Here is a 13,335-nt window from a genome sequence, read left to right on the forward strand (position 1 = left end):
GAGAGAATCATGAAGATTCTCGTCGTCATGACGGCCAAAGCCACACTGCATCTGCTCGACGGCGAACAGCACCCCTCGGGATTCTGGGCCGAGGAATTCGTCGTGCCCTTCTCGCTCTTCAAAGCGGCCGGCCACGACGTGGACGTGGCGACGATCGGGGGCAGGGCACCGACGGTCGACCAGACGAGCATCGACCCCCAGTTCCTCCAGTGGGTCCGCCCCCAGGGTTCGCCGGACGAAGACGCGGCCAACGCCGCCGCATACGTCCGGGCCATCGAGAACACCCCCCAGCTGAGAGCTCCCATCGCACTGGAGACCCTCACCGAGAAGGACGTCGCGGACTACGACGGCGTGTACGTCAGCGGCGGTCACGGCGCCATCGGAGACCTCCCCAAGTCCGACGAGCTCGCCCAGATCCTGCGCTGGGTCATCGCGCAGGACAAGCCGCTCGCCACCGTGTGCCACGGCCACACCGCGCTGCTCGCACTGCGCGACGGCGAAGGCCGCTGGCCCTTCGAGGGCTACCGGATGACCGCGTTCTCGCACAGCGAGGAACTGGTCACCAACATGGCCGGCCGGCTCCCGCTGATCCTGGAGGTCGAACTCACCCGGCTCGGCGCCCGCTACGAGAAGGCCGAAGCCATCTGGGACTCGCACGTGGTCGTCGACCGCAAGCTGACGACCGGCCAGAACCCCTACTCCTCCAAGGCCCTCGCCGAGAACTTCTTGACGCAGCTCGCGAAGGGCTAGTACCGCCCCCGCACCCGAAACCGGAAGGCAGCCATGACCAAGCGTGAGCTGAGCGGCCAGCCCCTCGCCAACCCCGGGAAACTGTTCATCGGCGGCGCCTGGGTCCCGGCCCGGGACGGCCGGACCGAACCGGACATCAGCCCCGTGGACGGGCAGGAGATCGTACCGGTGGCCCAGGCCGCCGCCGCGGACGCGGACGCGGCCGTCGCCGCCGCCCGTACGGCGTACGAGGAAGGCCCCTGGAGCAGACTGTCCGCCCAGGAGCGCGCGCTGCGGCTGAACCGGGTCGGTGAGCTCATCGAGCGCGACCTGGAAGAGATCGCCCTGCTGGAGACCGTGGACATGGGCAAGCCGTTCGCGTTCTCCAGCACGGTCGACGCCCCCATGGCCGCCCAGCTCATGCACTACTACGCCGGGGCCGTGACCCGTGTCGACGGCTCCTCGCGCGCCCCGGCCGGCGGCCAGCTCGCCTACACCCTGCGCGAACCGCTCGGCGTGGTCTGCGCCATCACCCCGTTCAACTTCCCGCTGCTGCTATCGATGACGAAGATCGCACCGGCGCTCGCGGCGGGCAACACGGTGGTCCACAAGCCCTCCCCGGCCACCCCGCTGACCGCCCTGAAGATCGCCGAGCTCTTCCAGGAGGCGGAGATCCCCGACGGGGTGCTGAACGTCATCACCGGTCCGGGCGTGGAACTGGGGGAAACCCTCACCGGCCACCCCGACATCGACAAGATCGCCTTCACCGGTTCCACCTCGGTCGGCCAGACCATCATCCGCAAGGCGGCCGGCACCCTGAAGAAGGTGACGATGGAGCTCGGCGGCAAGTCCGCCAACATCGTCTTCGCCGACGCCGACCTCGACGCCGCCGAGGAACTCGCCTTCTTCGGCATCTACTACAACAAGGGCGAGATCTGCACGGCCGGCTCCCGGCTCCTGCTCCAGCGCCCCATCCACGACGAGATGGTCGAACGCCTGGTCCGCCGGGCCGCCGACCTCAAGCCCGGCGACCCGCGCGACCCGGCCACCCTCTTCGGACCGCTGGCCCACCGCGGACAGTTCGACAAGGTCAGCTCGTACATCGAGGTCGGCGAGAAGGAAGGCGCGGTCCTGCGCACCGGCGGCAGCGGCTGGACCCCCGAGGGCGCCTCCAGTCAGGGCCTGTACTTCCTGCCGACCATCTTCACCGGCGTCGACAACGGCATGCGGATCGCCCAGGAGGAGATCTTCGGCCCGGTCCTGTCGATCATCCCGTTCGACACCGAGGAGGACGCCGTGTGCATCGCCAACGACAGCGCGTACGGCCTCGCCGCCGGCGTCCACACCAAGGACCTGCGGCGGGCCCACCGGGTCGCCTCGCAGATCAAGGCCGGCACGGTCTGGGTCAATTGCTACAACCAGTACGACCCCGCCGTGCCCTACGGCGGATACAAGGCTTCCGGTTACGGCCGCGAGTGCGGTCCCGAGTCGCTGGAGAGCTACACCCAGACCAAGTCGGTCTGGATCGGCATGGACTGAGAGCGCGACCGAGACGGCGAACGAGCCCGACCGAGACGGCGAACGAGACCCCCTTCCCGAGGAGCGGCAATGCGGACAGGCATCATCGGCACCGGGCGGATCGGCTCGGTCCTGGCCAGGATCCTCGTGGCGGCAGGCCATCAGGTCGTCCTCGCGGGCGCCCGCGGCCCCCAGGTCCTCGGCCCGCTCGTGGCCGAGCTGGGTCGGGCGGCCTCGGCGGCGCACCCCGCCGAGGCCGCCGACCGGGCCGAACTCCTGGTGCTGATGGTGCCCTTCGAACGCGTCCGCGGGCTGCTCCCGCCGTACGCCGTGCAGGACAAGGTGCTCGTGGACGCCACGAACGCGTTCGGCGGCCCCGGCACCCCCGCCGACCTCGGCGGGCGCGGCTCCAGCGACCTGGTCGCCGAGTGGTACCCCGACGCCCAGGTCGTCAAATCCCTGAACACCATGCATTTCGAAACCCTCGCCGTCGCCGGCACCGCCCCCGGAGAGCGCCTGGCACATTTCACCGCCGGCGACGACGCGAAGTCGAAGGAAATCGTCGCGGGAATCATCACGGATCTGGGATTCGCACCCGTGGACACCGGCCCGTTGCACTCCGGAGGAATTCTCCAACAGCCCGGCGGGCCCCTTTTCAACCGGCCGCTCACGGAAGCGCAGGCGCTGGCATGGATATCACACTGAATGTGAACGGAAGACCCGAGCAGTTCACGGCGCGGCCGAACGAACTGCTCGTGGAACGGCTCCGCGACGGCCTCGGGCTCACCGGCACCAAGGTCGGCTGTGACACCGGCCAGTGCGGCACCTGCGTCGTCCGCCTCGACGGCCGGTCCGTCAAGAGCTGCCTGGTCCTGACCGTCTCCGCCGCCGGCAGCGAGGTGGCCACCATCGAGGGCGAGACCACCCGCGGCGGTGAACTGTCCGGCCTCCAGGAGGCACTGCGCCAGGAGCACGGCACCCAGTGCGGCTTCTGCACCCCCGGCATGGTCATGGCGCTGGGCGAACTCGTCGACTCCACCGCCGGCGGCGAGGCCCCCACCGAACCCGAGATCCGCGAGTGGCTCACCGGCAACCTGTGCCGCTGCACCGGCTACCACAGCGTCGTACGGGGCGTGCAGCGCGCCTGTGCGGCAGCCCGCGCCGAGGCGCCCTCCGGTGTCGGCGAGCCCGCCGTCGCCGCATCCACCACTGCCGGACAGGAGGTGTGAGGGACATGACCGCAGTGACGGGGGAGACCCCGGCCACGGGGAGCGGAGTCCTCGGGCAGCCACTGGACAGCCGTGAGGATCCGCAGCTGCTGCGCGGCGAAGCCACGTACGTGGCGGACATCGACCTGCCGTGCACCGCCCACATGGCCATCCTGGGCAGCCCGGTGGCGCACGCGAAGATCCTCTCCATCGAGACCAAGGCCGCCGAGCAGCTGCCCGGCGTGCTCAAGGTGGCCACCGCCGCCGACTTCACCGACGTCATGCCGCTGCCCTGCATCTGGATCCCCGGCGGCGTCGAGAGCCACTTCCCGCCCCACCCCTACGGACTGCCCGGCGCCCGCCCGGTCCTGACCGGCGACACCGTCCGGCACGTGGGCGACCCCATCGCCGTGGTCGTCGCCGAGACCCCGCGCCAAGCCACCGCGGCGCTCGCCGCCATCGCCGTCGAGTACGAGCCGCTGCCCGTGGTCACCCGCGCCGACGAGGCGCTCGCCGAGGGCGCGCCCCAGCTGCACGAGACCGTCCCCGGCAACCTGAACGCGTACTGGACCTGCGGCGACAAGGACCGGACCGACGCGGCCCTCGCCGAAGCCGAGGTCACCGTCGAGCTCGACCTCGTCAACCAGCGCACCATCAACAGCCCCATCGAGCCGCGCGGCGCCGTCGGCGACTACAACGCGGCCACCGGCGAGTACACGCTCTACGCCTCCACCCAGGGCCCGCACAACCACCGCTTCCTGCTCTCCGCGCTGGTCCTCGGCATCCCCTTCAACAAGCTCCGGGTGATCGCCCCGACCGTCGGCGGCAGCTTCGGCACCAAGGGCTACCTGTACCCCGACATGGCGCTGGTGCTGCTGCTGTCCAAGGCGCTCGGCCGGCCCGTGAAGTGGGTGGACACCCGCACCGGGCTGATGAACTCCACCGTCCAGGGCCGCGACCACCGCCAGCACGTGACGCTCGCCGGCACCCGCGACGGCCGGATCACCGCCGTGCGCTGCACCAGCTACGCCAACCTCGGCGCGTACCCCTCGACGATCGGCCCCGGTGTCGCCACCGCCCTGATGGGCCGCTCCATCAGCGGCATGTACGACATCGACGCCGCCTTCTGCGAGGTCTACGCCGCCTTCACCAACACCGTCTCGCTCGGCGCCCAGCGCGGCAGCGGGCGCGCCGAGGCCGCCTTCCTCATGGAGCGCCTCGTCGACCGGTACGCCGGCGAGATCGGCATGGACCCGGCGGCCGTCCGCCGCAAGAACCTGGTGCCGAAGGAGAAGTTCCCGTACGACAACGGCCTCGGCTGGACCTACGACTCCGGGAACTACCAGCTGAACTTCGACAAGGCCATCGAGCTGTCGGGCTACGCCGACATGCCCGCCCGCAAGGCCGAGGCCCGCACCCGCGGCAAGCGGCTCGGCGTCGGCCTCGCCACCTACGTGGCGATCTGCGGGGTCGGCCCCTCCACCCGGATGTCCCAGGAGGGCATGCTCGGCGGCAGCTGGGAGAGCGCGAACATCCGCGTCCACCCGACCGGCGAGGTCACCGTCATCGTGGGTTCCGCCTCCACGGGCCAGAGCCACGGCACGGTCTTCGCGCAGGTCGCCGCCGACGAGTTCGGCATCGACCCGGACACCGTCCAGGTCCTGGAGGGCGACACGCAGAAGGCCCCGTACGGGCAGGGCACCTACGGGTCCCGCTCCTACAGCATGGCCGCGCCCGCCGTCGCCCTCACCGCCCGCAAGATCAAGAGCAAGTTGATCCGTGCCGGTGCCGTCTTCCTCGGGGTCCCCGAGGACAAGGTGGTCTACGAGGGCGGCCGCGTCTACGAAGAGGGCAACGAGCAGAACACCAAGACCTTTGCCGAGCTGGCCACGGCCATGTGGTACGGCTGGGGGCTGCCCGCGGAGATCGAACCCGCCCTCGACGAGACCACCCACTTCGACCCGCCGGACTTCAACTACCCCTTCGGCACGCACGTGGCGGTCGTCGAGATCGACGAACTGACCGGCGAGACCGAGGTGGTGTCCTACACCGCCGTCGACGACGCCGGCCACATCGGCAACCCCAAGATCGTCCTCGGTCAGATCGAGGGCAGCATCACGCACGGCCTGGGCCAGGCCCTGATGGAGGCCGCCGTCTACGACGAACAGGGCCTGCTCATCAGCTCCGACCTGACCACGTACGCCCTGCCGCGCGCCGCCGACGTGCCGCTCTTCACGCTCGACAAGACCGTCACGCCCAGCCCGCACAATCCGCTCGGCGCCAAGGGGGCCGGCGAGATCGCCACCGTCCCGCCCGCCGCGGCCGTCGTCAACGCCGTCGTCGACGCCCTGTCCGACCTGGGTGTCCAGCACATCGACATGCCCCTCACCCCCGAGAAGGTCTGGCGCCGCCTGAGAGGGGAAGCCCAGTGATCCTCACCGAGTTCGACTACGTGCGGCCCGCCGACCTCGACGAGGCGCTCACCCTGTTGTCCGGGACGCGTGGCGCCCGGGTCCTGGCCGGAGGCCAGAGCCTGCTGCCCGACCTACGTGCGGGAGCCGACCGGGCCGCCCTGCTGGTCGACATCCGGCGGCTGGCGGAGCTGCGCGGCGTCACGCGCACGCCCGACGGCACCCGGCTGCGGATCGGGTCCCTCACCACGCTCGCCGAGCTCGCCGCCGACCCGCTGGTGCTCGCCGAAGCCCCGGAACTGGCCGCCGCGGCCCGCGCCAACGGCGACCCCCAGGTGCGCAACCTCGGCACCGTCGGCGGCAACCTCGCCGCCGCCGGGCGGGCCACCGACCTGCCGGTCGCCGCCATGGCCGCCGACGCCGTGGTCGAACTGGCCGGCCCCGGCGGGCGCTCCACCCTGGCCGCCGAAGAGCTCGCGGCCGGCAGCCCGCCCACCGCCGCGGTCCTCACCGCGCTGCTCGTACCGGCCGCGGGACCTGCCGCCGCCTTCGAGAAGACCGCCGACCGCGCCACCCGCTACCCGGTGTGCGCCACCGCCGTACGGATCACCCCCGGCGGGCCGCGCATCGCCGTCACCGGGGCCACCCCCCGGCCCTTGCGGCTGCGCGGGGTCGAGGACCGGCTGCGCGGGGGCCCGTACGGCACGGACGCCGTGCTCGCGGCCTTCCGCGCCGAACCCAGGGAGCTCTTCGTCCCCGGGCGCGGCACCTCGGCCGAGTACCTCGGTCATCTCGTGGGGGTCCTCACGGCCCGAGCCTTGCAGAGGGCCGAGCAGGCCCTCGACCGATAGCCCGGAAGGGCACGCCACGGGGCCCGCCACGGGCCCCATCACGGGGGAGTTGAGTGACGCAGTGGCCGACACATCCGAGACGACCACGGGGGTAACCGTGCACCCAGCCGCCCGCGCGGCCAGTGCGCCCAGAGGCTCCGGCTTCTGGGTGGTGGGAGCGGTCCTCGTGCTGCTGATGCTCTCCTCCTCCGTGCCCTCCGCCCTCTACGTGCTCTACCAGCAGGAGTGGGGGCTCTCCTCCGGCACGATCACGGTGGTCTTCGCCCTGTACGCGGTCACCGTGCTGGCCGGGCTGCTGCTGTTCGGCTCCCTCTCCGACACCCTGGGCCGGCGCCCGGTCCTGGGCGGCGCACTGGTCCTGGCCATGGTCTCGATGGGCCTGTTCGCCGGGGCCCGGGGCCTCGGACTGCTGCTGGCCGCCCGCGCCGTCCAGGGGCTCGCCGTGGGCCTGGCCACCGGGGCGATGGGCGCGGCCCTGCTGGAACTCAGCCCCGCCTCCAGACCCGCGCTCGGCGCCCAGGTCAACAGCGCCGGCCCCACCGTGGGCATCGGGCTCGGCGGGATCGGGGCCGGACTTCTCGTCCAGTTCGCGCCCGCGCCGACGGCACTGAGCTACCTGCTGCTGGTCGGGGCCTTCGCCGCGACCTTGGTGGGGGTGGTCCGGATGCGGGAGAGCGCGCCGGGCGCCGGCGGCCGCTTCCGGGTGGTCCCGCACCGGATCCGCGTACCGGCGGACGCCCGGGGTCGCTTCACCGTCCTCGTCCTGACCATCGTCGCGGTCTGGTCGGTGGGCGGCTTCTACCTCTCCCTCGGCCCGCACCTGGCGCTGTCGCTGCTGGAGTCCACCAACTACCTCGTCGGCGGGGCCACGGTCGCCCTGCTCGCCGGCGCCGCCACCGCCGCCCAGCTGGTGCTCGGCAGCACCGAGGCGCTGCGCACCGCCGTGCTCGGTCTGTTCGGCCTCCTCGCCGGACTCGGCCTGGTGCTCCTCGCGCTGGGGATCCGCTCGGCCGCCGTGTTCCTCGTGGCCACGGCCGTCCTCGGCAGCGGCTGGGGCGCCGCGTTCCTCGGTTCGTTCCGCGCGCTGAGCACGCTCGCGCAGCCGGCGCACCGCGGCGAACTGACCGCCGCCGTATACGTCTTCGCGTACCTCGCGATGAGCATTCCGGCGGTCCTCGCCGGGATGCTCACCAACATCCACGGGCTGCACCGCACCTCGGTCGGCTTCATGGCCGCCGTGGCCGGCGTGTGTGCGCTGGCCCTGCTGGCCACCCTACGACTGGCCGCCCGTACCCGGGCCGAGGGGAGCGCGGCGTGAACGCTGCGGACACGAAGGGCCCCGGGCTGCGGTCGGCCCTGCGCGAGCTGGAGATCTTCGCCGGGATCACCGAGGACCAGCTGGACTGGCTGGTCTCGGTGTCCGAGCCCCGGGTCCTGGCCGACGGCGACGTCCTCTTCCGGGACGGCGAAGAGGCCACCGGCTTCCACGTCCTGCTCTCCGGCGGGCTGGTCGTCACCAAGGTCGTCGACGGCCGGGAGGAGGTGCTCACCCGGCACTCCACCGAGGAGGAGAGCGCCGCCGCCGAGGACCACGACGGCAAGCCGTCCGCCGCCCACCGGTTCACCGGCGAACTGCCCCTGCTGACCGACGGGTCCTACGTGGCCACCGCGGCCGCCAGCGGCCCGTCGACCACGGTGGTGGCCTACCCGAAGCCGGTCTTCTTCGAGATGCTGACCCGCTGCCACGGGGTGGCCGCCGTACTGATCCCCGTACTGGCCTGGCGCATCAAGTCCTCCGAGGTGCAGGCCCGCAAACGGGCCACCGTAGAGGCGCTCGGCACCCTGGCCGCCGGACTCGCCCACGAGCTGAACAACCCGGCGGCGGCCGTGGCCCGGGCCGCCCAGGAACTGGCCCCCGCCCTGGAGCGGCTCACCCGTACCGCCCAGGCCTGGGGCGCGGCCGCCTCAGGGGCGGAGCGCTCGCTCCTCGACCGGCTCGCCGACGAACTGGACAAGCTGCCGCCGCCGGCGACCACCGACCCGTTCGCCCAGGCCGATGCCGAGGAGGAGATCGCCGACTGGGCCGAGGAGGCGGGCACCGAACGGCCCGGCCTGCTCGGATCCGGGGTGGCGGACCTCGGACTGGAGCTGGGCTGGCTGTTGGAGCGGCTGGAGGGCGTGGGGGAGCCGGCGCTCGCCCCCGCCCTGGACCACCTGGCGGCGCTGCTGGAGATCCGCTCGCTCGCGGCGGAGCTCCGGGCCGCGGGGCCCAGGATCTCCCAGCTCGTCTCCGCCACCCGGGATTACGCCAACCTCGACCGGGCGCCCGAACAGCGCTTCCCGGTGACCGACGGACTGGAGAACACACTGGTCGTGCTGCGCGCCAAGCTCGCCGGCATCACCATCGTGCGTGAGTACGAGCCCGGTCTGCCCGAACTGACGGGCTATCCGAGCGAGTTGAACCAGGTGTGGACCAACCTGGTCGACAACGCGGCCGAGGCCATGGAGGGCTCCGGGGTGCTGACCCTGCGCGCCCGCGCCGAGGGCGTCTGCATGGTCGTCGAGATCGCCGACACCGGCCGCGGCATCCCGGCCGAATCCCTGCCGCGGATCTTCGAACCCTTCTACACCACCAAGGACGTGGGCAAGGGCACGGGCCTGGGGCTGCACCTCAGCTACCGCATCGTGACCCAGCGCCACCACGGGTCGATCACCGCCCGCTCGCGTCCCGGTGAGACCCGGATGGTCGTCCGCCTGCCCTTCGCCGGCAGCGCCCAGTCCTGTGCCCCACCTGCGAAAACACCCGAAACGGCACCCGAAACGGCACCCGTCCCGGGCACCTCTCCCAGTTGAAACGGAGTCGACATGGCCAAGTACGACATCTCCAAGCTGCACCCGGTGTTCGTCCGCCAGATGGAGGCGCTGGCCGCCCTGGACATCGAGGCGGTGATGAAGAACTACACCGACGACGCCGTGCTGCTGCGCTTCGAGGGGGCCTCGGTGGGGATCGAGGAGGTTCGCGAGACGTTCACCGGCTACCTCACGGTGAAGCCCTCGCTCGTGGAACTCCAGGAGTACATCGAGACCGAGGACACCATCTTCTACCGGGCGATCATGAACCTGAACGGCGAACCGGAGCACGCGTTCGGGACACTCGTCGTCCGCGATGGCCGAATCTGGCGCCAGACGGCGGGATTCGGCGGCTGACGGCCGGATTCTGGGTAGCGTGTGCGGGGAGGGCGCCGCAGCGCCCTCCCCGTATGTGTGGCATAGCGCGCACGGGCTGCTTATATGCGTGAAGTGGCAAAGGGGAGGCAATGGAAAACGAAACCGGGCGGATCGAGGCATTCAGTGACGGTGTATTCGCCATCATCATCACGATCCTCGTTCTGGAGTTAAAGGTTCCGGAAGAAACCGGCTCGGACTTCTGGCACGGAGTCCGCGAACAGTGGCCCCATTACGCCGCCTACGTCGTGAGCTTCCTCATCATCGGCGTGATGTGGGTGAACCACCACACCATCTTCAGTCACCTCAGGAGGGTGGACCGACCCCTGTTGTTCCTGAATCTCCTGGTGCTGATGGTGGTGTCGGTGATTCCGTACACCACCAATGTCCTCGCCGAGCACCTCATGGAGGAAGGCGGCTCCGCCAACGCGGCCGCCGTCCTCTACAGCGCCGTCACCGTGGCCTACGCCCTGGCTTTCCTGGCCTTCTGGTGGTACGTCACCCGCGTCGGCCACCTCTTCCACGAGCAGGTGGACAAGGAGGGCGCACGCGCCACACGAGTGCGCTTCGGCCTCGGGGCCATCGCGTACCCCCTCACCGTCCTGCTGGCCTTCTACTCCGCACCACTCACACTTGTCGCCCACTTCCTGATCGCGATCTACTATGCGGCGAACCAGATCCCCATCCCCCTCGTGGTAGAGGAAGAGCGGCTCGAAACTGCCAGCGACCTCAGGAAGTAGCCGCCGGGGCCTACGGCCGTTCTACACGGTCAAGTAGGGTATTGGATCTAGCTGGTCGCGGGGGAGGCCCAGATGGCTCGCGTAGTCCTGCCGGAGGATTCCACGACGGAAATCTCCGAATTGATCGACGTCCTGATCTCTCTGCTCTTCGAATCATTACCCCGGCGGGACCAGCGAAACTGGGCCCGCGTTTATCTGAACGGCCTGGTGCGGACCACCGGTAAGAAAACAATTCGTAACATCGCCGGAACAGGGGCCAGTTCCGTCGAGCAGAGCCTCCAGCAGTTCATCAGCAAGTCTCCCTGGGACTGGACCCCGGTCCGCCGCTCCCTCGCCCAGCACCTCGAACGCACCGCACAGCGTCCCCTGGCCTGGGTGCTCCAGCCCATGGTCATAGAGAAGGCGGGGGACCGCTCCGTCGGCGTCGGCCGGCAGTTCGTCCCCCAGCTCGGCCGCACCGCCAACTGTCAGCAGGCGAGCGGGATCTGGCTCGCCTCCAGCGAGGCCAGCTTCCCGGTCGAATGGACCCTCACCCTCCCCGGGCCCTGGACCAGCGAACTCATGCGCCGCCGCCGGGCCGGCATCCCCGACACGGCCCGCTCCCTCACCCCCGCCCAAGACGCCGTACACGCCGTCCAGCGGATGGCCGCCAGCTGGCAACTCCAGCGCCGGCCCGTGGTGATGGAGGTCGCCAACGGTGACCTCACGCAGAGCATCGAGTCCTTCACCCTCCAGGACATCCCCTTCGTCTTCAAGGTCGACGGCTCGCTGCCGGTCTCCTTCGGCGGCGCCGGCCGGTACAAACCCGGGCCGCACACCGCCCCCGCCCGCGAACTCATCGACTCCCTGCGCTCCCAGCGCCGCGTCGTCGAATGGACCCGGCACGGCCGGGCCGAGGGCGCGGTCACCCTGCTGACCTCGGCCTCGATCTTCGCCACCCCCGGCGAGGACCGCCCCGTACCCGTGCCGCCCACCCCGCTGCTGCTGGTCGGAGCCTGGACCGAAGCAGCCCTGCTGCCCTCCGAGTTCTGGATCACCAACATCGGTGACCGGCCGCTCGCCCAGCTCTTCCTGCTCGCCAAACTCACCGACCGCGTCTCCCTCGACTTCGCCGAGACCTGCGAACCCGTGGGCATCCGGGACTTCGAGGGCCGCTCCTTCCGGGGCTGGCACCACCACGCCACCCTCGCCAGCGTGGCCCACGCCGCGAAACTGCTCGGCGCGCGCCCACCGCTACCCGACGGATACCCCGGACCCACCCGGTCGGCCGCCGCGACGGCCCGACCACCCGCAGCCCGACCACCGGCGGCCCGGCCGGCGACCCCGGCCGTCCTGCCGCCGCGCCCGCACCTGCCCGGACCCGTCCCGCGCCGCGAGTACATCCGCTGATGCTCGACATAGCCGACGAGCTACGCGCGTGGTGCGCCGCGCAGCGGGAGTTCGCACTCGCCACCGTCGTCGCCGTCAGTGGGAGCGCTCCCCGCGGCCCCGGCGCCTCCCTCGCCGTCGACGACAAGGGCACCGCGCTCGGCTCCATCTCCGGAGGCTGCGTGGAATCCGCCGTGCACGAGCTGTGCCTCGACGCCATCGCCTCCGGCGAAGGCGGCCTGCACCGCTTCGGCTACAGCGACGACGACGCCTTCGCCGTCGGCCTGACCTGCGGCGGAGTCCTCGACGTCCTGGTCACCCCGGTGCGCGGGCGCGACCCGGTCCGGCCCGTGCTCGGCTCGGTGCTCGACGCCGCCGCCGGGGGCACCCGGGCCGCGCTCGCCCGGGTGGTCTCCGGACCGCCGCCCCAGCTGGGCCGGGCGCTCGCCGTCCACGCCGACGGCACCTACGAGGGCGGGCTCGCCGGCGGCCCCGACCTGGACCGGGCCGCCGCCCGGCAGGTACGGGCGCTGTTGCTGGCCGGGCGCACCGGCACCGCCGAGCTCGGCACGGCCGGCGGGCTCTGCGGGCAGCCCCTGACCCTCCTCGTGGAATCGGCCGCCGAGCCGCCCCGGCTGCTCGTCTACGGGGCCATCGACTTCGCCGCGGCCCTCGCCCGGATCGGCGCCTTCCTCGGCCACCGGATCACCGTGTGTGACGCCCGGCCCGTCTTCGCGACCCCGGCCCGCTTCCCCGACGCCGACGAGGTCGTCGTCGACTGGCCGCACCGGCACCTGGCCGCCGAATGGGCGGCGGGCCGCCTGGACTCCCGTACCGCGGTCTGCGTCCTCACCCACGACGCCAAATTCGACGTACCGCTGCTGGAACTGGCCCTGCGGCTGCCCCTGGGCTACGTGGGAGCCATGGGATCCCGGCGCACCCACGCCGAACGCGAGAGACGGTTGCGGGCCCGGGGCGTCACCGACGCCGCCCTGGCCCGCCTGCGCTCACCCATCGGACTCGACCTCGGCGGCGCCACCCCGGAGGAGACCGCGCTGGCCATCGCCGCCGAGTTCACGGCCGTCCGGCACGGCGGATCGGTGCTCCCGCTGGCCCGGCGGCGCGGCCCCGTCCACCGCCGAACCCGGCCCGCCGGGACCAAGGTCCCGTAGGAAAGGACCACCCGGCCCGGTATGTCCTGGACGATCAGCCCGGAAGGTGTGAACGCCAGGCCGTGGGAGAATGAAGTACGTGCGTTTCCCCGGCTGTCCTGCCGGGGCGTAGA

The 13,335-nt window shown here is 71.5% G+C and carries 12 protein-coding genes; all 12 read left to right on the forward strand.

Going from position 1 to position 13,335, the window contains the following annotated elements; all coding sequences use genetic code 11:
* Nucleotides 1–9 precede the first annotated feature (9 nt).
* The gene (locus OG207_RS34535) at nt 10–750 is read left to right on the forward strand and encodes a type 1 glutamine amidotransferase domain-containing protein (protein WP_329104093.1); all 741 of its coding nucleotides are present in this window, start codon (nt 10–12) and stop codon (nt 748–750) included.
* 33 nt (nt 751–783) lie between these two features.
* Nucleotides 784–2,268, forward strand: coding sequence for an aldehyde dehydrogenase family protein (locus OG207_RS34540; RefSeq protein ID WP_329104095.1), 1,485 nt, complete (start codon nt 784–786; stop codon nt 2,266–2,268).
* Between the two features lie 69 nt (nt 2,269–2,337).
* A complete protein-coding gene (locus OG207_RS34545; RefSeq protein ID WP_329104096.1) occupies nt 2,338–2,952 on the forward strand; it encodes an NADPH-dependent F420 reductase in 615 nt (204 codons plus the stop codon).
* 2 nt (nt 2,953–2,954) lie between these two features.
* A complete protein-coding gene (locus tag OG207_RS34550; RefSeq protein WP_329104097.1) occupies nt 2,955–3,476 on the forward strand; it encodes a (2Fe-2S)-binding protein in 522 nt (173 codons plus the stop codon).
* 5 nt (nt 3,477–3,481) lie between these two features.
* Complete coding sequence (locus OG207_RS34555; protein WP_329104099.1) at nt 3,482–5,887, forward strand: xanthine dehydrogenase family protein molybdopterin-binding subunit; 2,406 nt, start codon at nt 3,482–3,484, stop codon at nt 5,885–5,887.
* Nucleotides 5,884–6,717, forward strand: coding sequence for an FAD binding domain-containing protein (locus tag OG207_RS34560; protein WP_329104101.1), 834 nt, complete (start codon nt 5,884–5,886; stop codon nt 6,715–6,717). Before OG207_RS34555 ends, OG207_RS34560 begins: the two co-directional genes overlap by 4 nt.
* Nucleotides 6,718–6,778: 61 nt before the next feature.
* Nucleotides 6,779–8,035 (forward strand): MFS transporter, encoded by a 1,257-nt coding sequence (locus OG207_RS34565; protein WP_329104102.1) that lies wholly within the window; start codon nt 6,779–6,781, stop codon nt 8,033–8,035.
* Nucleotides 8,032–9,570, forward strand: a complete 1,539-nt coding sequence (locus tag OG207_RS34570; protein WP_329104104.1) for an ATP-binding protein — start codon at nt 8,032–8,034, stop codon at nt 9,568–9,570. Before OG207_RS34565 ends, OG207_RS34570 begins: the two co-directional genes overlap by 4 nt.
* Before the next feature lie 12 nt (nt 9,571–9,582).
* Nucleotides 9,583–9,924, forward strand: a complete 342-nt coding sequence (locus OG207_RS34575; protein WP_329104106.1) for a nuclear transport factor 2 family protein — start codon at nt 9,583–9,585, stop codon at nt 9,922–9,924.
* 110 nt (nt 9,925–10,034) lie between these two features.
* Nucleotides 10,035–10,682 carry a TMEM175 family protein gene (locus tag OG207_RS34580; protein ID WP_329104108.1) on the forward strand — a complete coding sequence of 216 codons (648 nt, stop codon included), beginning with the start codon at nt 10,035–10,037 and terminating at the stop codon, nt 10,680–10,682.
* A gap of 72 nt (nt 10,683–10,754) precedes the next feature.
* Nucleotides 10,755–12,071: an IS701 family transposase gene (locus OG207_RS34585; protein ID WP_329104110.1), complete on the forward strand. Its 1,317-nt coding sequence runs from the start codon at nt 10,755–10,757 to the stop codon at nt 12,069–12,071.
* Nucleotides 12,071–13,222 (forward strand): XdhC family protein, encoded by a 1,152-nt coding sequence (locus OG207_RS34590; RefSeq protein WP_329104112.1) that lies wholly within the window; start codon nt 12,071–12,073, stop codon nt 13,220–13,222. Before OG207_RS34585 ends, OG207_RS34590 begins: the two co-directional genes overlap by 1 nt.
* Nucleotides 13,223–13,335 lie beyond the last annotated feature (113 nt).

Source organism: Streptomyces sp. NBC_01439, from assembly GCF_036227605.1.
Taxonomy (GTDB): domain Bacteria; phylum Actinomycetota; class Actinomycetes; order Streptomycetales; family Streptomycetaceae; genus Streptomyces.

Excerpts from the sequence above, each read along its gene's own strand:
- OG207_RS34535 (WP_329104093.1), top strand. The coding sequence starts at position 10 with ATGAAGATTCTCGTCGTCATGACGGCCAAAGCCACACTGCATCTGCTC.
- OG207_RS34540 (WP_329104095.1), top strand. The coding sequence starts at position 784 with ATGACCAAGCGTGAGCTGAGCGGCCAGCCCCTCGCCAACCCCGGGAAA.
- OG207_RS34545 (WP_329104096.1), top strand. The coding sequence starts at position 2,338 with ATGCGGACAGGCATCATCGGCACCGGGCGGATCGGCTCGGTCCTGGCC.
- OG207_RS34555 (WP_329104099.1), top strand. The coding sequence starts at position 3,482 with ATGACCGCAGTGACGGGGGAGACCCCGGCCACGGGGAGCGGAGTCCTC.
- OG207_RS34575 (WP_329104106.1), top strand. The coding sequence starts at position 9,583 with ATGGCCAAGTACGACATCTCCAAGCTGCACCCGGTGTTCGTCCGCCAG.
- OG207_RS34580 (WP_329104108.1), top strand. The coding sequence starts at position 10,035 with ATGGAAAACGAAACCGGGCGGATCGAGGCATTCAGTGACGGTGTATTC.
- OG207_RS34585 (WP_329104110.1), top strand. The coding sequence starts at position 10,755 with ATGGCTCGCGTAGTCCTGCCGGAGGATTCCACGACGGAAATCTCCGAA.
- OG207_RS34590 (WP_329104112.1), top strand. The coding sequence starts at position 12,071 with ATGCTCGACATAGCCGACGAGCTACGCGCGTGGTGCGCCGCGCAGCGG.